The sequence below is a fragment of the Streptomyces sp. JNUCC 64 genome, assembly GCF_054484115.1.
Genome location: NZ_CM137015.1, coordinates 5,197,397 through 5,217,166 on the forward strand (window position 1 = coordinate 5,197,397; position 19,770 = coordinate 5,217,166).

16 protein-coding genes and 2 pseudogenes are annotated in these 19,770 nt (G+C 73.2%); 10 read left to right on the top strand and 8 right to left on the bottom strand.

Translation table 11 applies throughout. The features are described from left to right. Positions 1-355 precede the first annotated feature (355 nt). The gene (locus ACVWNX_RS21690) at positions 356-1,492 is read left to right on the top strand and encodes an XRE family transcriptional regulator (RefSeq protein WP_454409175.1); all 1,137 of its coding nucleotides are present in this window, start codon (positions 356-358) and stop codon (positions 1,490-1,492) included. A gap of 571 nt (positions 1,493-2,063) precedes the next feature. Further along, entirely contained in the window at positions 2,064-3,053 is a 990-nt protein-coding gene (locus ACVWNX_RS21695; protein WP_454409176.1) for a malate dehydrogenase, read from the top strand. Between the two features lie 97 nt (positions 3,054-3,150). On the opposite strand, the gene ACVWNX_RS21700 is transcribed toward ACVWNX_RS21695, so the two are convergent. Beyond that, on the bottom strand, positions 3,151-3,699 hold the full coding sequence (locus ACVWNX_RS21700) for a DUF5753 domain-containing protein (RefSeq protein WP_454409178.1): 549 nt from the start codon (positions 3,697-3,699) through the stop codon (positions 3,151-3,153). Between the two features lie 323 nt (positions 3,700-4,022). Between ACVWNX_RS21700 and ACVWNX_RS21705 the strand changes: the two genes are divergently transcribed. The 5 genes from ACVWNX_RS21705 (at position 4,023) to ACVWNX_RS21725 (ending at position 6,547) form a co-directional block, all read left to right on the top strand. Continuing rightward, on the top strand, positions 4,023-4,226 hold the full coding sequence (locus tag ACVWNX_RS21705) for a hypothetical protein (RefSeq protein WP_454409179.1): 204 nt from the start codon (positions 4,023-4,025) through the stop codon (positions 4,224-4,226). Then, a complete protein-coding gene (locus tag ACVWNX_RS21710; RefSeq protein WP_454409181.1) occupies positions 4,223-4,765 on the top strand; it encodes a DUF6879 family protein in 543 nt (180 codons plus the stop codon). Before ACVWNX_RS21705 ends, ACVWNX_RS21710 begins: the two co-directional genes overlap by 4 nt. Then, on the top strand, positions 4,762-5,604 hold the full coding sequence (locus tag ACVWNX_RS21715; RefSeq protein WP_454409183.1) for a helix-turn-helix domain-containing protein: 843 nt from the start codon (positions 4,762-4,764) through the stop codon (positions 5,602-5,604). Before ACVWNX_RS21710 ends, ACVWNX_RS21715 begins: the two co-directional genes overlap by 4 nt. 199 nt (positions 5,605-5,803) lie before the next feature. Beyond that, a complete protein-coding gene (locus ACVWNX_RS21720; RefSeq protein ID WP_454409185.1) occupies positions 5,804-5,926 on the top strand; it encodes a hypothetical protein in 123 nt (40 codons plus the stop codon). A 75-nt stretch (positions 5,927-6,001) separates the two neighbouring features. Next, positions 6,002-6,547 carry a hypothetical protein gene (locus ACVWNX_RS21725; protein ID WP_454409186.1) on the top strand — a complete coding sequence of 182 codons (546 nt, stop codon included), beginning with the start codon at positions 6,002-6,004 and terminating at the stop codon, positions 6,545-6,547. On the opposite strand, the gene ACVWNX_RS21730 is transcribed toward ACVWNX_RS21725, so the two are convergent. Then, positions 6,539-6,916, bottom strand: a complete 378-nt coding sequence (locus ACVWNX_RS21730; protein ID WP_454409188.1) for a VOC family protein — start codon at positions 6,914-6,916, stop codon at positions 6,539-6,541. The genes ACVWNX_RS21725 and ACVWNX_RS21730 overlap by 9 nt on opposite strands. A gap of 196 nt (positions 6,917-7,112) precedes the next feature. Next, on the bottom strand, positions 7,113-7,637 hold the full coding sequence (locus ACVWNX_RS21735) for an acyl-CoA thioesterase (RefSeq protein ID WP_454414877.1): 525 nt from the start codon (positions 7,635-7,637) through the stop codon (positions 7,113-7,115). A 449-nt stretch (positions 7,638-8,086) separates the two neighbouring features. Here ACVWNX_RS21735 and ACVWNX_RS21740 point away from each other — a divergent pair, with 449 nt between their 5' ends. Continuing rightward, the gene (locus tag ACVWNX_RS21740) at positions 8,087-9,421 is read left to right on the top strand and encodes an LCP family protein (RefSeq protein ID WP_454409190.1); all 1,335 of its coding nucleotides are present in this window, start codon (positions 8,087-8,089) and stop codon (positions 9,419-9,421) included. Positions 9,422-10,200: 779 nt separating this feature from the next. Here the strand turns inward: ACVWNX_RS21740 and ACVWNX_RS21745 are convergent. Continuing rightward, on the bottom strand, positions 10,201-11,667 hold the full coding sequence (locus ACVWNX_RS21745; RefSeq protein ID WP_454409191.1) for an LCP family protein: 1,467 nt from the start codon (positions 11,665-11,667) through the stop codon (positions 10,201-10,203). 441 nt (positions 11,668-12,108) lie between these two features. On the opposite strand from ACVWNX_RS21745, the pseudogene ACVWNX_RS21750 reads away from it, so the two are divergent. Next, positions 12,109-13,127: pseudogene (locus ACVWNX_RS21750) on the top strand (IS5 family transposase). Between the two features lie 80 nt (positions 13,128-13,207). Here the strand turns inward: ACVWNX_RS21750 and ACVWNX_RS21755 are convergent. Continuing rightward, positions 13,208-13,477 (bottom strand): annotated as a pseudogene (locus ACVWNX_RS21755) (transposase); the annotation flags it as partial. A 37-nt stretch (positions 13,478-13,514) separates the two neighbouring features. Between ACVWNX_RS21755 and ACVWNX_RS21760 the strand changes: the two are divergent. Beyond that, positions 13,515-14,144, top strand: a complete 630-nt coding sequence (locus tag ACVWNX_RS21760) for a class I SAM-dependent methyltransferase (RefSeq protein WP_454409193.1) — start codon at positions 13,515-13,517, stop codon at positions 14,142-14,144. 95 nt (positions 14,145-14,239) lie between these two features. Here ACVWNX_RS21760 and ACVWNX_RS21765 read toward each other — a convergent pair whose 3' ends face one another. The 3 genes from ACVWNX_RS21765 to ACVWNX_RS21775 all read right to left on the bottom strand — a co-directional run bounded on the left by ACVWNX_RS21765 (position 14,240) and on the right by ACVWNX_RS21775 (position 19,673). After that, positions 14,240-16,228 (bottom strand): LCP family protein, encoded by a 1,989-nt coding sequence (locus tag ACVWNX_RS21765; RefSeq protein WP_454409195.1) that lies wholly within the window; start codon positions 16,226-16,228, stop codon positions 14,240-14,242. A gap of 84 nt (positions 16,229-16,312) precedes the next feature. Beyond that, a complete protein-coding gene (locus ACVWNX_RS21770; RefSeq protein ID WP_454414878.1) occupies positions 16,313-18,205 on the bottom strand; it encodes an LCP family protein in 1,893 nt (630 codons plus the stop codon). Between the two features lie 712 nt (positions 18,206-18,917). Continuing rightward, positions 18,918-19,673, bottom strand: a complete 756-nt coding sequence (locus tag ACVWNX_RS21775; protein WP_454409197.1) for a TIGR03089 family protein — start codon at positions 19,671-19,673, stop codon at positions 18,918-18,920. Between the last annotated feature and the right edge of the window lie 97 nt (positions 19,674-19,770).

Consider the following 19,770-nt stretch of genomic DNA (forward strand, 5'->3'; position numbering starts at 1 on the left):
CCCGGGCCGGACCGGCCGCCGGGCGCCCCCCGCCCGGTGGCCCGCCGTCCCGGCCGGGGCCCACGGGCGGGGCGCGGCACGGTAGCGTGACGGACGAAACCGAACACGAGGTTCCGTATCGCCGACCCCCCCGACGGTGGGAGACTGGCGCGCGAGCAGTGGACTTCCGGCGCGCAACGGCGTGAACCGGAAAGTCCGGACGCTTCCGTGCGCCCCCGGCTGGGGAACTGACACCCTTGCCCAAGGCATCCCTGTCGGTAACCGGCCCGGGATGGGGCACGGGCTCGCGGGCTCACGCGCACCAGTAGTGATGCGGACGGCGTACCACGTACGTTCGGGGGATAGGGGGGACACGATGCCTCGTTGGAAGGATCTGCCGGAAGAGCTCGACCCGCAGGTCAAGGAGTTCACGGGGCAGCTCCGAGGGCTGGTCGACCGCAGTGGGCTCGGCATCGCCGCCCTCGCGGACCGCACGGGCTACAGCAAGACGTCCTGGGAGCGCTATCTGAACGGACGGCTGCTCGCCCCCAAGGGCGCCATCGTGGCGCTCGCGGAGGTCACCGGCACCAACCCCGTCCATCTGACCACGCTGTGGGAACTGGCCGAGCGCGCGTGGAGCCGCTCCGAGATGCGCCACGACATGACGATGGAGGCCATCCGGATCTCCCAGGCGCGCGCCGCCCTCGGCGAGACCGACGGCCCCACGGGCCGGGCCGCCGCCCGCAAGGCCGCGGGCGGCCAGGGCCCGGGCCGTCCCACGGTGCCCGGTCCCCGGGGCGGCGCCCACGCGGCCCGGGGCACTCGCCCCCCGGCCCCCGGCGAGCCCGCCGCCCCGGGCGCCGACGTCACCTTCCAGAGCGTCCGCTACCAGGGCCCCCTCGGCGGGGCCGTGCCCAACGGGCCCGCCGCCCGGCACCGCGCGGGCGGTCCCGTCCCGCCGTCCGGCCCCCCGGGCAACGGCGTCCCGCAGCACCCCGCCGGACGCCCCGGCGGCCGTGCGGCGGCCCGCCGCCGCACCACGATGTTCCTCGCCGGGGCCGTCGGCGCGGTCGTCCTCCTCGCCGGTGCCTTCTACCTCACCGGCGGCTTCGGCGGCGACGACGAGGCGTCCGCCGCCCCGTCCCCCTCCCCGTCGGAGAGCCGCAAGCCGCTCCCGGCCGGGGTCGAGTGCAGCGGCAAGGCGTGCACCGGCAAGGACCCGGAGCGCATGGGCTGCGGCGGCGAGTACGCCCGCACCGCGACCACGATCCGGGTCGGCGCGTCCACCGTCGAGGTCCGCTACAGCAAGACCTGCGAGGCGGCCTGGGCCCGGATCACCCAGGCCGCGGGCGGCGACAGCATCGAGATATCGGCGCCCGGCGCCAAGAAGCAGAGCAGCCTGGTGGGCGCCTCGCCGGACACCGACGCGTACACCGCGATGGTGGCGGTCAAGGGCGCGACCGACGCCAAGGCGTGCGCCCTCGTCCGGACCACGAAGGGCTGCACCGACTGACGGTGAAGGGCCGCGCCGACTGACGGTCCGGGCGGCCCGGACCGTCCGCACGGCACCGTTTCCACCGCCTCGCCGCCGCCTCTCCGCCGCTCCGGCCCGCCCTCCCGCCGCCCGGCCGTCACCCCGGCCCGCCCCCCGCCGTTCCGCTGCCGCTTCGTGCCGTCGGGCTGCGGACCGGGGGCCGCGCGTTCCCGTCTCCCCGGCCCCGCGTCCGCCACCGCCGCCCACGTGCCGTCGGGGCGCCGCCCCCGCGTCGCCCACGTGCCGTCGGGGTGCCGCCCCCGCGTCGCCCACGTGCCGTCGGGGTGCCGTCAGTGACGCCGTCGGGGGTGCCGTCCACGCGCCGACACCCCCTCACGACAAGGAACCGGCCACCCCCGCCACGGCTGTGGGCCGGGCCACACGGCCCGGCCCATCCGGGACGCCCGGGGCGCGATAGCCTGACCGCTGGATCTCTCTTGACGCCAAGAGATCGATCATCTGGACGACTGATCGATCACGCGGGCGCTCGCGCGGGGTCCCGCATCCGGGGCAGGGACGCCCCACCGCCAGCTGTCATACGGAGAACGCCATGACCCGCACTCCCGTGAACGTCACCGTCACCGGCGCGGCCGGCCAGATCGGTTACGCCCTGCTCTTCCGTATCGCCTCCGGCCAGCTCCTCGGCGCGGACGTGCCGGTCCGGCTGCGACTCCTGGAGATCACCCCGGCGCTCAAGGCCGCCGAGGGCACCGCGATGGAGCTCGACGACTGCGCCTTCCCGCTGCTCCAGGGCATCGACATCAGCGACGACCCCAACGTCGCCTTCGACGGCGCCAACGTCGCGCTGCTGGTCGGCGCCCGCCCCCGCACCAAGGGCATGGAGCGCGGTGACCTGCTGGAGGCCAACGGCGGCATCTTCAAGCCGCAGGGCAAGGCCATCAACGACCATGCGGCCGACGACATCAAGGTCCTCGTCGTGGGCAACCCGGCCAACACCAACGCCCTGATCGCCCAGGCCGCCGCCCCGGACGTACCGGCCGAGCGCTTCACCGCGATGACCCGCCTCGACCACAACCGCGCGCTGACCCAGCTCGCCAAGAAGACCGGTTCCACGGTCGCGGACATCAAGCGGCTGACCATCTGGGGCAACCACTCGGCGACCCAGTACCCGGACATCTTCCACGCCACCGTCGACGGCAAGAACGCCGCCGAGGTCGTGGGCGACGAGCAGTGGCTGGCCGACACCTTCATCCCGACCGTCGCCAAGCGCGGCGCCGCGATCATCGAGGCCCGTGGCGCCTCGTCCGCCGCCTCCGCCGCGAACGCCGCCATCGACCACGTCCACACCTGGGTCAACGGCACCGCCGACGGCGACTGGACCTCCATGGGCATCCCGTCGGACGGCTCCTACGGCGTCCCCGAGGGCCTCATCTCCTCCTTCCCGGTCACCGCGAAGGACGGCGTCTACGAGATCGTCCAGGGCCTGGAGATCAACGAGTTCTCCCGCGCCCGCATCGACGCCTCGGTCAAGGAGCTGGCCGAGGAGCGCGAGGCGGTCCGCGCCCTGGGCCTCATCTGAGCCCCGGCCCCGTCTGACGCCCACCCCGGCGCACCACCCCGCCGCCCCCGGACCCTCCGTCCGGGGGCGGCGGCGTTCGTCCTCCCGGCGCGCCCGCTCAGCCCAGGGCGTCCAGCTCCGCCCGGATCAGCCGCCGCGCGTCATCGCCGTAGACGGCCGACCGCTGGAGCCACGCGAACGCCTTCTCGTAGACGGCGATTTCAGCGGGGTCGGTGATGTCCAGCTCCGAGGCGACGGTCTCCACCGAGACACGCGTTCCGTCGTAGACGTGGAAACTGTGCTCGGGAAGCGAGGCCAGCTCGGCACGCGCGGGGATGACTCCCAGCCGGAGTCCGTCCCAAGCGGTGGCGTCCAGGAGATGAGTCAACTGCCCTCGCATCACCTCCACGCCTCCGAACCGTCGGCGGAGAGCCTGCTCGCCGAGGAGGGTGTGATAGGTCCGCCCGTCCCGCCCGATGAGCGCGGCTCGTGCGGTGCGCGCCGCCACTCCGGACTCGACGTCGTCGGGAACCTCAAGGAACTCCACGACCCGCCGCAACACGGCACGGGCGTAGTCGGGTGTCTGGAGGTCTCCCCAGACCATTTCGGCGCAGTAGTGCCGGGAGTCCCTGGTACGTCGCACCAGTTGGAGGACATCGTCTTGCACGGGGCCGGTTCCGTCTCGCAGAACCGTGGACCAAGGCGTCTGGGCGGGAGTCGCGGAGGCTGTCATGGGAAGAGCCTGCCCCGGAGACATCGGTCCGCGAACCCCGGGCGTTCGACGGGTGCGCTGGGGGCCGCCCGTTCGATGACCCGTTCTGGAAGCGGGCCGTTCCCCCGACGAGCCGTCGCCGTCCACGGGCAGGGCGCGGCCCGGAACGAGCAAGCGCACCGCGCAACCGCGTCCGCGTCCGCAATCACGCGCAATCGAGCGGACCCGGTGGGGGATCTGCCGCACTCTGGTCTCCGGTCACTGAGAGAGGAAGCGCGATGACACTCAGGTTCCTTGGCACGACCTCGGACGACGGCGATTGCCCCACGCTGTACGAAGTGGTGGAGACGGGGGAGATCGTCGTCCAAGGGGATGCCCTGCGGAACGCCGAGCACCTCGCCCAGTTGCGGGACGTCAAGGAGTCCGAGACCTTGGTCATCGTCCCGAGGGATCTGCTGGTCAAGTTCGGCCCGAAGGAATGACGTGGGGAGAGCTGGTTCCCTTCGCCTCGGTTTCCCACCTCTTCGAGGAGTTCGAACACTCCGCGTGGAGGCTGGAAACGCGCAAGGGCTACGCCTCCGACCGTGCCGGTTCCCGATGGCGCCGCTGGCGGGACGGTGAGGACATCACGAACGACCCGGACAATCCGTGGCGTCGCAACGTCCGGACCCGGGTGAGCGAGGGCAAACGCGTCGAACGGGTCCGGCTCGTGGACGATCCACCGACCGACGGGCAGAGGTTCCTGCTGGTCAGCGGCCTCAGCAACGTGCGAGCTGGGGAGGACATCCGGAACATGCGCCGAGGGGAGGCCGTCAGACTCGGGCTCCCCGAGTCGGACTTCTGGCTGTTCGACTCGCGTGTCCTGGCGCGGTTCCACTTCGACGACGAGGACACCACCCTCGGCGTCCAGGTCACCGAGGACCCACAGCGGGTGCTCCGCGCATGCCAGATCCGGGAGGCGGCCTGGCACCACGCGATCCGCACCGAGGAGTTCTCCCGCCGGATACCTTCCGGTGCGTGAGCACTGATTATCAGAGAGCGAGGACCGTTCTCGGTGCGCGGCTCCGGGAGCTGCGCACCGAGGCGGGGTTCGACGGCAAGGGAGTGGCCGAGCGGCTCGGCTGGCAACGCTCGAAGGTCAGCAGACTGGAGAACGGCAAACAGACGCCGTCCCCCGCCGACCTCACCGCGTGGGCCCGGGCCGTCGGCCGCCCCGAAGTCGCGGACGAGCTGACGGCGCAGCTCAAGGGCCTGGAGACGCGTTACCGTTCGTGGCGGCGGCAACTGGGCGGCGGGCACCGCCCCCGTCAGGAGCTGGGGCTCCTGGAGACCGAGGCCACCCGGACCCTCCGTGCCATGGAGGTGGTCCGCGTTCCCGGGCTGCTCCAGACCGCTGACTACGCGCACAACGTCTTCAGCGTGGCCGCGGAGTTCAGGGAAACGCCCAGGGACACCGAGGACGCCGTCCGCGCCAGGCTCCGTCGGCAGCAGGCCCTCTACGAGCCGGGCCGGACGTTCCACTTCCTTCTGTGGGAAGGAGCGCTCTACTCGCGCATCTGCCCGCCCGAAGTGATGGCCGGTCAGCTGGACAGGCTGGTCAGCGTGATCGGGCTCGACACCGTGACGCTCGGGATCATCCCGATGGCCGCCACCTTGAGACGCGCGCCCTCCCACGGCTTCTGGATCTACGACCGGAGGGTGGTCGTGGTGGAGACGATCGCCGCCGAACTCTGGCTGGACGACGCCGAGACCATCCGCGTGTACGAGAAGGCGTGGGACTGGCTCGTGGAGGCAGCGGTGCACGGACCGCAGGCCCAGCGCCTGATCGCACGGGCGAGGGGGCCGCTGGGGCCCGGGTGAGCAATCGGCCTCACGCCCCGAACGGTCCGGGCAATCGCGCTCAATCCGTCGGCGAGGTCCCGGCCGCGCTCCCTAGGGTCCGAATCGTCCCCGCGCCCGGCCGACGCACCCGCCAAGGAACTCCGGCCGGACACGGGGTCGCACCCGCAAGGCGGCGCGGGGAACCGCCCCGCGTCGCGTACGCGCGCTGGAGGTCACCATGCGGCAGACGCCCGTCCCGGTCAAGGCCGTCCCGGTCAAGGCCGATCCGGAGGACGACGACGGCAAGGGCGGCAACGACGGCGGTGGTTGCGGCGACGGTGACGGCTGCGGTCGTCGCTGACCGATCCGCAGGGCCGGGGAGGCGCGGGTGACACCCCCGTCTCCCCGGGCACCCCGACGAGAGACGAGACCTCGCGTGGACCGACACCCCCGCCGTCCTCACCACCACGGCTACACCTGGCTGGGCAGCGGCTTCGAACTCCATCGGGACGGCCTCCGCAGGGACGTCCACCCCGGCTTCCGGGACAGTCCGCTGCCGCCCCTGGAGGTGGCCCACTGGCTGCTGAAGCCCGCCTCCTGGGTCAGCGGGACCTGGGACGAGGCCCGTCCCGCGCTGGAGTGGTACGCCGGTCAACTCGCCGCGCACCTGGAGGAGTTCGCCTCCGAGTGGGAACGGGTGGCGGCCCCGGCCCGGCTGGGCGCCGCCCGGGAGCGGCTGGCCGCCGGGGACGACGTGGTCGGGGGCTGGTGGCTCAGCGGCCGGCGGTTCCTGTCGGTGAGCCTGGTCGCCTGCTCGCCGCACCGCACCCGCCCGGAGTTCCGCTGCCCGGTGCCCGCCGTCGGACGGTCCCCGGAACGGCCCCTGCCCACCGTCGGACGGTCTCCGGAGCCCGGGCCACCGGAACGGCCCCGGCCCGGCGACCGGCCGTCCCCGGAGCCCGGGCCGTCCGGATCAGGCTGATCCGCGTTCCGCCGCGCTCCGCTCCACGCAGAACTCGTTGCCCTCCGGGTCGGCGAGGGTGACCCAGCCCGTGCCGTCCGGGCGGCGCAGATCGCCGACCAGGGTGGCGCCGAGGGCGACCAGCCGGTCGACCTCCGCGTCGCGTCCGCGGTCCTGGGGCTGGAGGTCGAGGTGGACGCGGTTCTTGACCGTCTTGCCGTCGGGAACGCGGATGAACAGCAGCCCCACGCTCGCGGAGTGCACTTGGGCCTCGGGGTCGCCGGGGTTGTCGTCGTCCGCGAGCCGTCCGTCCAGCACCTGGGCCCAGAAGGAGGCCAGGGCGTACGGGTCGGCGCAGTCGAGGGTCACGTGTCGTACCAGAGAAGTCATGCGGGCACCCTAGGTCCGCACCCGGGCTCCGCCCCACGGGTTTTCCCGGCGCCGGGCGCCCGGCGCCCGCCGCCCGGCGCCCGCGTGCCCGGCACCCGTCCCCCGCCTGCCGTCCGCCCGCCCGGGCGCCGTCGGCCAGGCCGTCCGTCCGGGCGTCCGCCCGTGTGCCCGCCCGGCCGCCGCCCGCCCGGTCCGCTCAGTCGACGATGCCCTCGGCGATCCGGTTGGCCCGCAGCTCGCGGATGGCCGCGCGGCGGGCCAGCCGGTGGGTGCGGCGGATCTGGGCCTCCTGGTAGCGGCGGCGGTCCCGCTCGGTCTCCGGTGCGACGGGCGGGACGATCCGGGGCTTGCCGTCGCCGTCGACCGCCGTGAACACCAGATACGCGGAGCCGACCTGGGTGGCGGGCGTCGACTCGTTCCAGCGCTCGGCCAGCACCCGGACGCCGACCTCCATGGAGGTCCGGCCGGTCCAGTTGACCTGGGCCTTCACATGGACGAGGTCCCCGACCCTGACCGGCTCCAGGAACACCATCTCGTCCATGGAGGCCGTCACCGCGGGCCCGCCGGAGTGGCGTCCGGCGACCGCTCCCGCCGCGTCGTCGACCAGTTTCATGATCACACCGCCGTGCACCGTCCCCAGGAGGTTGGTGTCGTTGTGGGTCATGATGTGGCTGAGCGTCGTCCGGGAGGCCGAAGTGGGCTTGCCCGGGATGCCCGGGATGCCCGGGGCGCCGGGGGTGTCAGGGGCGCCGGGGACTTCGGTGCGGGCACCGGAAGCACCGGGGTTGCCGGGGTCACCGGGGTTGTCCGAAGCGCCGGGGGTACCGGAAGCGGCTTGAGTGCCGGGAGCGCCGGGAGCGCCGGGAGTGCCGGGGTCGCCGGGCTCCGTGGCGGGGGGTCGTGCGGTCATGTTCTCCACTGTATGGCGTGCGCCGGGCGCTCGTATTCGGTGTGCGCGCCCCCTCGAAAGGGCGCGCGCGGCCTGGGGAAGCGCGCACAGCGCGCCAGTGGACCGGGGGAGGCGTCCGTGACCTCCACCACCCGCCGGACGTCCATGAGCGCCGCCGAATGACCACGAACAGTGCGGAATGCATCAGCTCTGCAACAGGGCCGCCCCGAGTTTTCGTCCGCCCTGTCAGAGCCCCGCTGTGAGCCTGCACACTTGAGTCCATGAACGACTGGCCCGAGGGGCGGAGCGGCCGGAGCCGCGACGGTGAAGGATACGGCCGCGGCAGCGCGAACGAGCGGCCCGAGAGCGCCCGAGTGATGCGGCACGTCCAGCGCGGTCAGGGCGGCCAGGGCGGCCCCCCGCGTCCGTCCGCACCGCCCCGGGGCGTGCCCCAGCAGCACGGCTACGGTCACGACGGCCAGGGCGGCGGCCAGGGCGGCCCCGGTGGTCCCGGCGGTCCGCAGGGCTACGACAGCGGCTACAACACCGGCCAGGTCTACGGCGCCGCCCAGGGCGGCGGGGGCCGGGGCGGCCGGGGCGGCGGCGGCCAGCACCCCGGCGGCGGTCCCCGTCCCGCCCCCGACTGGAAGCGGCGGATCAAGCTCGGCGCGCTCACCCTGGCCGTCGTCCTGCTCGTGGTCTCCGTCGGCACCTACTTCTGGGCCGACTCCAAGCTCAACCGCGAGGTCGACCTCTCCAAGGTCATCGAGCGGCCCCGGGACGGCGACGGCACCAACTACCTGATCGTCGGCTCCGACAGCCGCGAGGGCATGTCCGACCAGGAGAAGAAGGACCTCCACACCGGCTCCGCCAAGGGCAAGCGCACCGACTCCATGATGATCCTGCACGTCGGCGACAGCGGGAACGCGATGATCTCGCTGCCCCGCGACTCCGACGTCGAGATCCCCACCTTCGTCGGCTCCGACTCCGGCAAGCGGTACGAGGGGACCGGCCGCCGGGTCAAGCTGAACGCCGCCTACGCGGAGGACGGCCCCGAACTGCTCGTCCGCACCGTCGAGCACAACACCGGGCTGCGCATCGACCACTACGCGGAGATCGGCTTCGGCGGCTTCGCCAAGATCGTGGACGCGGTCGGCGGCGTGGAGATGACCCTGGACAAGGGCTTCAAGGACAAGCGCTCCGGCGCCGACTTCCAGGCGGGCAAGCAGACCCTGGACGGCCAGGAGGCCCTCGCCTTCGTCCGCACCCGCTACGCCTTCGGCCGCAGCGACCTCGACCGGACCAAGAACCAGCAGAAGTTCCTCTCCGCGCTGGCCAGCCAGACGGCGACGCCCTCCACGGTCCTCAACCCCTTCAAGCTCTACCCGACGATGGGCGCGGGCCTCGACACCCTCATCGTGGACGAGGACATGGGCCTGTTCGACCTCGGCGAGATGTTCTGGGGCATGAAGGGCGTCACCAGCGGCGACGGCGTCTCCATGAACATCCCGCTCGCCGGGAACCGGGGGAGCAACCTGGTCTGGGACCAGGCCAAGATCAAGACCCTGGTGGAGCAGATGAACAACGGCGACGCGATCACCGTCAAGGGCGACTGACCCACCCGGCCGACGGCCACGCGCAGGTCCTGGGCGTCCCCGGCGCACCGCCGCGGCCGAGGCCAGCCCCCCTCGCACGCCACCGGGGACGGCCGCGCGCACGGCCGTCCGCACGACGCATCCGCACGGGACGGACGGAACGAGGGCGGACACCCACGACGGGTGTCCGCCCTCGCGGCGTCCCGGCACCGTCCCCGACGCCGACGCCGACGCCGACGCCGACGCCGACGCCCGGCACCGTCCCCGACGCCGACGCTGACGCCCGGCACCGTCCCCGCCGACGCCCGCCCCGTGCCCGTCCCCGATGGCCGCCCCACGCCCGACGGCCGACGGCCGTCCACCCCATGTCCGAAGCCCGCTCCACGCGCCCCCGCTCCCGCCTCTCCTCCTTCGGCCGCGAGCCGGTGGTGGGCCGGTCGCGCAGTTCCCCGCGCCCCTGCGGGGGCACACCCCGGCGGAGTACGTCGTCCCGACCGGGGAACAGGTCTCGCAACGGGCCCCGTAAGGGGCGCGGGGAACTGCGCGAGCGACCTCCCCCGGCGGAAAGCCGACCGCCGGACCTCCGGGAGGCCCCACCCAGCGCCCCCGCAACGACGCGGCGAACCGCGCGACCAGCCGAACCGAACCCGCCCGTACCCCGCCGCCCGTCCCGTCCGCCTCCGGCCCGGATCGGCCGCTCACCCCGCCCCGTGCGCCCCCGGCCCGGACCGGCCGCGCACCCCGTCCCGTCCGGGTCCCGCCCGGATCGGCCGCTCACCCCGCCCCGGAGGGAAGAGCGTTCAGCCGCCGCAGGTCACCTCGTCGCCGGACAGCGCGCCGAACTCCCCGGCGTCCGCCGGGTCCACGGCCCGCACCCGGGTCACCCCCCGGTAGTCGCCGCCGACCACCACCCGCATCACCGGTCCGCGCCCCGGCTCGGCCCGCAGCAGGGCCCCCGGCAGCGCCGTCGCCAGCGACCGCGCGGATCGGTCCCAGCGCGGATCGTGGTGGATCACCGTGCGCGCGACGGAGCGGTCCGCCGCGTCCACCGCGAGGCCCGTGGTGCGGAAGCCGGTGCCGCGCAGCGCCGCGTCCGCCTCGGTGCCGAGCCCCGCCCGGGCGGTGCCGTTCTCGACCTGGACGCGGATCAGCTCCGGGGCCACCTCCACCCGCTTCGCCTTCCGCTTCTTCTTGCGCACCGCGAGCGGTCGGTCCTCGCGCAGCGCCTCGAACAGCCGCTCCGCCTTGGCCCCGTCCCACTTCACCGTGGAACCGATGCCCTTCACCGGGTACGAGACGTCCCCGATCGGCACCGTGGTGAACTCCGACGACGAGGGGGAGAAGCCCCGCATGGCCCGCCCCAGCGTCAGCATCTCGTCGGTGCCGAAGTGCTCCGACGCGCGCAGCGACCCCAGCGAGGCCCGCGCCAGGTCCCGGAACCGCACCGGGTTCAGCAGCACCCCCGAGGAGGTCGCCTTGGCGATCAGCGCGGCCACGAACGTCTGCTGACGCCGCATCCGCCCCAGGTCGGCGGCGCCGTCGATGTGCCGGGAGCGGACGTACTGGAGGGCCTGGCCGCCGTTCAGCTCGTGCGGACCGGCCGCCAGGTCCAGCCCGGTCCCGGAGTCCTTCAGCGGCTTGGCGGCGCAGATCCGGACCCCGCCGACCACGTCCACCGTCCGCATGAAGCTGATGAAGTCGACCTCCAGATAGTGGTCGATCTTCACGCCCGTGATGTGCTCGACCGTGCGCACGGTCAGCTGCGGACCGCCCTCCGCGTACGCGGCGTTCAGCCGGACCGGGTGCGCCGCGTGCCGCTTCCCGCTGGTCCGGTCGGTGTGCTCGGGCATCTCCGCGTACGAGTCACGGGGCAGGCTCACCACGCTCGCCCGGTCCAGGTCCGCCGACAGGTGCACGATCATGATGGTGTCCGTGCAGTGGCAGGGGGCGCCGCCCAGCCGGTACTTCTCCTTCTCCGCCGGGGTGATCCGGTCCCGGCCGTCGGTGCCGACCAGCAGGAAGTTGGTGCCGTGCCCGGCGCGTGGCCGGTTCTTCATGTCCTTGAACGCGTCCACCCGCTGGATCTCCGAGTCGATCCCCGTCATCAGCGCGTGCCCGACGCCCGCCGTCGCCAGCAGCGTCAACGACAGCGCGGTGACCGTCCGGCGCGCCCAGCGGCGCCGCCGCCGGACCCCGGGCGCGGCCCCGGCGGTGGGCCCCCGGCCCCTGGGCGCGGGGCGGACGGGACGGCGGGGTGGCTGCGGCACGGGGACGACACCTCTGCGGTACGGGCGCGGTTCGGTGGACGTGACCGTCGGGCCGGGGCCGTGCGGCCAAGGCGACGGTACGTCCATAGGAAATGCTGCCCAGCCACCGGGCCGTACGGCGCGCGACGGTGTCCCCCGTTCGCGGTAATCCGGAGGACGGGGAACACCGCGCCCGCCCCGGAACGCCCTTCCCGGCGGCCGCGCCGGGCGCCCGTCCCGACGCGGAACGACGGTCCGGGCGACGCCCCGTGGGTCCCGGACACCGCGCCCGTGATCCTGCCCGCGCGCCCGCTCCCGGGCGCCGCCCTCGCATCAGCCCTCGCATCAGTCCTCGCATCCGTCCCCGGACGCCGCCCCCGCGCACCCCGCCTAGGGGCTGTTTGGAGTTCGGATCTTTTCAAGGCTTGGTGGTGTGCCGGGTGGGGCTGGTAGAACTCGCGTGTGGCGCGTTTTGATGTGACGGATGCCGAGTGGGCGTTGATCGAGGGGCATCTGCCGGTAGCGGCGACCGGTCCGTTGCCCCGGCGGGTGCGGGATCAGTTCAACGGGGTGCTGTGGCGGTTCCGCGCCGGTACTGGCTGGCGTGATGTGCCGGAGCGGTACGGGCCCTGGTCGACTGTGTATTCGCGGTTCAGTGCCTGGGCGAAAGCCGGGGTGTTCCAGGCGCTGATGGAGGCTCTGATCGCCGAGGCGGCGGCACGTGGACGGGTCGGGCTGGAACTGGTCAGTGTGGACTCCACCATCGTGCGGGCCCATCACGAATCGGCCGGGCTGGCGGTCGCCGGGGAGACCCTGGACGCTCTCGAACAGGCCCTGACCGAGGAAAAGGGGGTCCCGCTGCCGGAGCAGGGACCGGTCCTGCGGGTCATCCATCGCAGGCCGCACCGGGTGCGGGCAGGGAGGACGGGACGCAGCAGGACCGTGCTGTGGCACGGCACCGCTCCAGGGTCCGGGCGAAGGCAGCCCGGGTCGGCCGGTCCAGAGGCGGGCTGAGCAGCAAGATCCATATCGCGGTCGACGCTTGTGGGCTGCCGCTTGCCTTCGTCCTGACCCCGGGCCAGGCCGCGGACAGCCCGCAGTTCTCGGCGGTGCTCGGCGCGATCCGGGTCGCCAGCCCGGTCGGCCGCCCGCGGACCCGGCCCGGCGCGGTGGCCGCCGACAAGGCGTACTCCTCCAAGGCCAACCGCGCCTACCTGCGAGGACGCAGTATCACAGCGGTCATTCCGGAGAGGAACGACCAAGCCGCCAACCGGAAGAGGAAGGGCTCCGCTGGTGGTCGGCCCGTCGCTTTCGACCCGGACCGGTATCGCCAGCGCAACACCGTTGAACGCTGCTTCCAGAAGATCAAAACCTGGCGCGGACTCGCCACCCGCTACGACAAATCCCCGGAAAGCTACGAAGCGGGACTCCACCTCAGAGGATCGATCATGTGGCTCAAACACCTCACCCCAACCACATGATCCGAACCTCAAACAGCTCCTAGGGCCTGTCTGGCAAATGATCACCTGGCTGGTTCGCGGAGCCAGAGGATTAGCCCCCGGCCCACCACGTCATCACGGACCTGCACGTGCTCCAGCGGCCTGGCCCACGTGCCGTCCGCCTCCCAGCGGGCGAACCGCCCATAGACGGTCTGCCACGGCCCATACCGCTCCGGCAGGTCACGCCACGGCGCCCCGGTCCGCAAACGCCACAACACACCATTGGCCACCTGCCGGTGATCCCGCCACGGCCGACCACGCCCGTCCAGCCGCGGCAACAAGGGCTCCATCCGCTCCCGCGCCGCGTCCGTCAACTCACCTCGACCTGCCACGAAGGCGATTATCCGACTGACTATAGGGTCCTCTCCTGTGGCGAATCATCAGGACGAGACCAGGACGGCCTACGACGGAGTCGTCGAGCTGTACGCATCACTGTTCGCAGACCGGCTGGAGACACAGCCGTTCACCCGGGCCATGATCGGCACCTTCGCCGAACTGGTGAGCGCGACGGGCAACCCGCGGGTAGCGGACGTCGGGTGCGGGCCAGGACACCTGACGGCCATGCTGCACGAACTGGGCCTTGACGCCTTCGGACTCGATCTCTCCCCCGGTATGGTCGACCACGCCCGGCGGGCTCATCCGGCACTGCGTTTCCAAGAGGCGCGGATGGAGGCCTTGCCGATCGAGGACGGCACGCTCGGCGGCGTACTGGCCCACTACTCGGTGATCCACACCCCTCCCGGAGAACTGCCGGAGCTGCTCGCCGAGCAGGTACGCGTCCTCGCCCCGGGCGGCCTGCTCCTGGTCTCCTTCTTCGGGACCGACGCACCGGAGCCTGTCCAGTTCGACCACAAGGTGGCACCTGCCTACAGCTGGCCGACCGACCACCTCGCCAAGCTGCTGGCCGATGCCGGGCTCGTCCCCTTCGCTCGGCTGCTCCACGATCCGGGCTCCGAACGGGGATTCCTCGACGCCCACTTGCTGGCCCGCCGTGCGTAGGTCCTGCCCGGCAATGCCCGCCGGACGCTCGGAGCACCTCCGGACCGCCAGCTCGGCGGGCGCTCGCCAAGCCGACGGGAATCGTCAGACAGGCCTTAGTAGGTGAAGGCGGGGTTCACCTCCATGCAGGTGCTCTCGTCCGCCCCGTTCAGCAGGTTCGCGGAATCCGGCGCGGAGTCGTCGTCATCGCCCCCGGGGTAGGCGGTGCCCTCCCGCCAGTCCGCTCCGACGACCAGCGTCACCCCGGTCACGTCGGTGGACCGCTCCACCGACGACAGCGGGACGCCCAGCTTCTTCGCCACCCGCTGCGCGTCGCCCTCCAGTTCCGCGCTGGGGAACAGGATCGTCGTCTTCGCCTCGGTCTCCGCCCGCTGGGTGTCCGCCGCCGACCGGACGAACCCCTCCTCCGCCAGCAGCGCCGCCACCGTGGAGGCCCGGCCCGGCGCGGGCGCGAGGGACTCGGTCCGGGTGCCGTTGACGACCTGGACGGCGATCTCCGCGTCGGCCGCGGGCGGATCGTCCGACAGCCGGGCCTTCTTGCGCTTCTTGCCCTTGCCGTCCAGCGCGACGTCCTCCCGGACAAGCCGGAACAGCTTCTCCGCGTCGCCGGGCTTGGGCACCACCCGGGGGCCGAGGTAGTCGAAGGGCATCGTCGTCATGGTGATCCGGTCCGGCGGGACCTTCCGCAGCTCGTCGCCGAGCCCGTACAGCTTCATCACCGTGTCCAGCCCCTCGTCGACGGTGAGCGCCCGGGTGGCGGTCTCGGCGAGCGCGCGCAGCTTGCCGGGGTTGCTGAGCGTCGCGTTCTCCCGCAGCTCCCGGACCATCGAGCTCATGTACATGTGCTGGGCCTTGGCCCGGCCGATGTCGCTGCCGTCGCCGAAGCCGTAGCGGGTGCGCAGCCACTGGAGGGCCTGCTCGCCCTTGACGGAGTGGGTGCCCTTGGGGAGCTTCAGGCCGGAGCCCTTGTTCTCCGAGGTGTGGGAGTAGATGTTCTTGTCGACGCAGACGGGCACCCCGCCGACCGCGTCGGCCATGGAGACCACCCCCGCGAAGTCCACCTGGACGAAGTGGTCGATGTGGATGTCGGTGAGCTTCTCCCAGGTGGCGACGGTGCAGCCCGCGCCGCCCCGCCCCAGGGACTGGTTGGTCATCACCCGCCCCTGGCTGGCCGGGTGGACCTCGCCGTCGGGGTCGGTGCACTCGGGTATCTCGACGAGGGTGTCCCGGGGCATGCTGATCACGGACATGTTGGAGCGGTCCGCGGAGAGGTGCACGAGCATCTGCACGTCTGCCAGCGGCGCCGCGCCGACACTGTCCCGGGAGCCGCCGAGCCGCAGGTTCTCCTTGCTGTTGCGGCTGTCGGAGCCGATCAGCAGGATGTTCAGCGGGGTCTGCCCGGCCGCGTTCGGGGTGGGCTTGGGGGCCTTGTCCTCGTGCGCCCCGATGTTCAGCTTCTCCTTGCGGATGTTGCCGTTCAGATGGCGGTAGTAGAGGTATCCGGCACCGGAGGTGCCGAGTATGACGACCGCGAGCAGCATCGCCGACCAGCGCAGCACGCGCCGTCTGCGACGGCCCGCGCGGACCGCCGGGGAGCCGTCGCCGCTCCCGCCGCTCCCGTCGCCGCCCGACCGGCGGCCGTCGGTCCGGGGCCGGGAGCCCGCGCCGCCGGAGGGCCGCCGGTCCGCCGCCGAACGGCGTCCGCGCGGCACGCGTTCGCCGCCCTTGCCCTTGCCCGTGCGCTTGCTTCCGCCCTTGCCCGCGCTTCCGCTCGTTCCGGCGCCCGTGTCCTTGCCCGGGCGGGGGGCGTCGTCGGCCCCGGCGTCGGTCGGGGTGCCGGTGCCGTCGGGTGCGAGCGCCGCGACGCTCTCGCCCGTGGCGCCCCCGTCCCCGTCCCCGGCGGTTCCACCGCCCCGCGCGTCCGGCGCGCCACCGCCCGCCTGTGCGACGCCGTCCGTCGTGCCGTCGGCCTGGTCCGCGCCGGTACCGGTACCGGCGGCCGGGTCCGTCTCGGCGAGGTCCGTCCCCCCGCGGGCGGGTGTGCCGGTCCGGCGGACGCGTGGACGGGATTCCTCCCCACGCATTCCACTTCGCCCCATTCGCAACCCCTCCCAGCACGCCACCGAAGTACCCCGGCATCCCGTTAGACGCCCGAGACCCCCAAAGGGTTACTTCGCGCAGACCGCCTTGTCCGCCTCGACCTTCTGGACGCCCTCCGGCACCTTCTTCGGAGAGCTGATCGGTACTCCCGCGCCCTTGAAGTCCGGGCCGAGCGTCAGCACGATCGCGGGGAGTCCCTGGGAGTTCGTCTCGCTCTCGCCGGGTTTCATCGCCGAGCCGGTCAGACCCATGATGGCGGCCAGGGCACGGGCCTGGTCCGCCTGGTCGGGGGCGTAGGCGATCTGGGTCCGGGGAACGTCCGCGGGCGCGTTGCCGAGCTGGCTGGACTTGAGCACGCCCTCAGTGTTCTGCAAGTACGTGAGAGTTTCCTGAGCGGAGCCCGCCCGGGCGCCCCCGTTGTAGATGCTGACCCGGATGTCGGCCGGGTCGGCCTTGGAGCCCTTCAGCAGCTCGGCCCGCTCGGCCTTCTCCTTCTTGGCCTTCGCCTTCTTGTCCTTCTCGACCTCGGTCAGCGACACGTCGTCGCGGATCATCGAGAGCAGCGGGTCCGCCTTGGCGGTGTCCACCACGACGGTCGCCTTGACGCGTTCGGCGGGGTTGTCGAGGACCGGCAGGGTGGTGAAGGAGATGTTCTTCGGGTCGACCTTCGACAGCTCCAGGCCCAGGTCCTTGAGCTTGTTGATGCTGCCGATGCCGGTGTCCACCTCCAGCGCCTCGGTGGCCGCCTCGGCGAGGTCGATCATCCGGCTGGGGCTGGTCAGGGTGTCGTTCGACTTCAGCTTGCGCATCAGCGAGCCGAGGAACTGCTGCTGCACCTGGATGCGGTCGAGGTCGCCCCGGTTGCCGAAGCTGCCCCGGGTCCGGACGAAGGCGAGGGCCTGTTCCCCCTCGATGGTGTGCTCGCCCGCCGGGAGCTTGAGGTGCGACTTGGGGTCGTCGACGTCCTTGGCCAGGCAGACGTCCACCCCGCCCACCGCGGAGGTGAGCGTCTTCACCGCGTTGAAGTCCGCCAGCATGAAGTGGTGGGGCTGGATGCCGGTCAGCTCCTTGACCGTGCGCATGGCGCAGCCCGCGTCGCGGCCGCCCTGGCCGAGGCTGGTGTTGAAGCGGACGCCGGTCTCCCCGGGGACGATCCGCTCGCTGCCGTCCTTCTGCTTGGTCGGGCAGTCGGGGATGTCGGTGATGAGGTCGCGGGGGATGCTCAGCGCCGTCGCGTTGGTGCGGTCCTTGGAGACGTGCAGCAGCACCGTGGTGTCGGCGTGGCCCGCGCTGCCCGCGTCGCCGTAGCCCTTGTTGCCCGCGCCGGTGCGCTTGTCGGTGCCGATCAGCAGGATGTTGAACGCCTTGTCCTTGCTGAAGCCGCCCGCGCCCGCGTTGCCGATGTCGGTGGTGGTGATGTTGCCGTTCAGGTGTTCCAGGTAGAAGTACGCGCTGGTCCCGGCGGCCACGAGGACGACGGCGAGGGTGCCGCCCGTCCAGGCGAGTATGCGTTTGCCCCGGGACTTGCGGGGCTGCTCGGCGGCACGCCCCCGGCGGCGTCCGGCGGGCTCGGGGGGTGCTCCCCGCCGCCGTCGCTGACCGGGCACGTCACGGGAGCCGGGTTCGGCGCGGCGCGGCGCGGCGGGACGTTCGCCCCGGCGCGGGGCTCCGGCGCGTTCGCCACGGGAACGGGCGTCGGGCGCGCTCCGGTTGCCGGTGCGGTCCGTGCCCCGGTCGGTCGGCGGCCGACGCCGTGGCGGCGTGCCGTCCGGTTCGTCGACGGGGGTGCGGGGGCCCGGCGCGCGTCGGCCCCCGGGGCGCCGGGCGCCCCTCGGGGGAGGCACGGCGGACGGCCCGGAGGAGGCGTCCAAGCGGAGTTCGTACTCACCGGTCTGCGGATTCAGCACCCACTGGTCGGCGGGATCGACACCGTCCCCCGCCCCACGGCCTTGCGCGTCCACGCTGTCAACGTCCTCCGTCAGGCCCCACGCGGCGCCACCCCCCTCGAAGGCGCGCGGCAGCTCGGTCACTCAGTGCTCGGTGCGTGACGACCGCAGGCACCGGGATCGCTCACACTATCCGTCCAATTGGTCGCGGAGCGACGGCGGTGACACATTCCACGCGCTTATAACCGGGCAAAGCTGGGTAAAGGGCTGGGCTTGCCCGGGGTCGCACGGGAACGGGCGCGCGTCACCGGGTGCCACCCGGTCCCGTATGGACCCGTCAGTCCCGTCCTCCGGCCCGCCGGATGACGGGCCCCCGGGGCGCCCGGGGGGACGCTCCGGGGCGGGCACTCTGGGATGGCGCTCCCGGGACGACGCCCGGGCGGCGCCCCGAGTGGTTCCGGGGGCGGCGCTCCGGGGAGGAGCTTCGGGCGGCTCCGGTGCGGCGCTCCGGATGGTGTTCGGCGCGCGGAGCCCGGGGACGGCCCTCTCCGACGGCCCTCCGGGCGTCGCCCGGGCGTCGACGGGGCGTCATCCCGGGGTGCCCTCCGGGTGGCTCCCTCGACGGTGCCGGGCGAGCCGGCGTGCCCCGGGCCTGCGGCCTGGCCCTGCCCGGGCGCGCGGGTACGCGGCGGGCGCGGGCGTGGACGGGGCCGGGGGCGGAGGGAACGGAGGCGGGTCCGGCCCGGTGCGGTGCGCGCCGCCCGTGCGGTGCGCACCGGACGGGCGGTCAGCGGGCCGTGGCGGTGACCCGCTCCACCTCCACGCGCCGGGCCAGCTCCTCCTCGCCGAGGGCGTCCGCGTTGCGGCAGAGCACCACCGACCCCCCGGCGGCGAGCGGCCCGTACAGTCCGGCCGCCAGCCCGTCCCAGCTGTCGTAGCCGCGCAGCGACAGCACCCGGGCGTCCGGCCCGGAGATCCCCAGCCGTCCGGCGTCGGCCACCGCACGCTCCACGACCTCCGCGCCCGTGTACCCGGCACCCGCCACGACCAGTGCGGGCGCCTCGGGGTCCACGGGGGAGAACGGTACGAACCGGTCCCCCTGCGAGGGCACCTCCACCGCGTAGTCGGAGAACCCCGGCGGCGGCGTCGGGAAGCGCCCGCCGAGCGGTCGCAGCGCCAGCGCCACCCGCTCCCCGCCGCAGGCCCGGGCGGCCTCCAGCGCGTCCGGCCCGGCCACCACCACATCGGCGCGCCCGGCCTCCCCGCCGACGTCCGCGACGACGCCCACCGAGGAACAGGCCAGCAGCCAGACGGCGGTCTGCCAGTGCGCGGGCAGCAGCAGCGCCACCCGGTCGCCCGGCTCGATGGCCAGTTCGCCCTGGAGGAGGTTGGCGGTCTTGGCCACCCAATTGGCGAAGGTCGCCACGGACAATTCGACCCGTTCCCCGGTCGCGTCGTCGTAGAACGTCACCAGCGGGCGGGACGGATCCGCGGCAAGCGCGGATCGCAGCAGGTCGGCGGGGGTGCGATCGGAGGCGTTCACGCGCGCAAGGGTACGCGCCCCGGTTCCCGGGCGGGGGTGGCCGGGGGAGGGGCCCGGGGCCGGCCGGGTGAACGGGTCCGGGTCCACCTGGGTGAAC

Bases quoted from the DNA above. Each gene is read 5' to 3' on its own strand.
- ACVWNX_RS21705 (WP_454409179.1), top strand. From the start codon at position 4,023: ATGACACTCAGGTTCCTTGGCACGACCTCGGACGACGGCGATTGCCCC.
- ACVWNX_RS21710 (WP_454409181.1), top strand. From the start codon at position 4,223: ATGACGTGGGGAGAGCTGGTTCCCTTCGCCTCGGTTTCCCACCTCTTC.
- ACVWNX_RS21720 (WP_454409185.1), top strand. From the start codon at position 5,804: ATGCGGCAGACGCCCGTCCCGGTCAAGGCCGTCCCGGTCAAGGCCGAT.
- ACVWNX_RS21765 (WP_454409195.1), bottom strand. From the start codon at position 16,228: ATGCGTGGGGAGGAATCCCGTCCACGCGTCCGCCGGACCGGCACACCC.
- ACVWNX_RS21730 (WP_454409188.1), bottom strand. From the start codon at position 6,916: ATGACTTCTCTGGTACGACACGTGACCCTCGACTGCGCCGACCCGTAC.
- ACVWNX_RS21690 (WP_454409175.1), top strand. From the start codon at position 356: ATGCCTCGTTGGAAGGATCTGCCGGAAGAGCTCGACCCGCAGGTCAAG.
- ACVWNX_RS21695 (WP_454409176.1), top strand. From the start codon at position 2,064: ATGACCCGCACTCCCGTGAACGTCACCGTCACCGGCGCGGCCGGCCAG.
- ACVWNX_RS21740 (WP_454409190.1), top strand. From the start codon at position 8,087: ATGAACGACTGGCCCGAGGGGCGGAGCGGCCGGAGCCGCGACGGTGAA.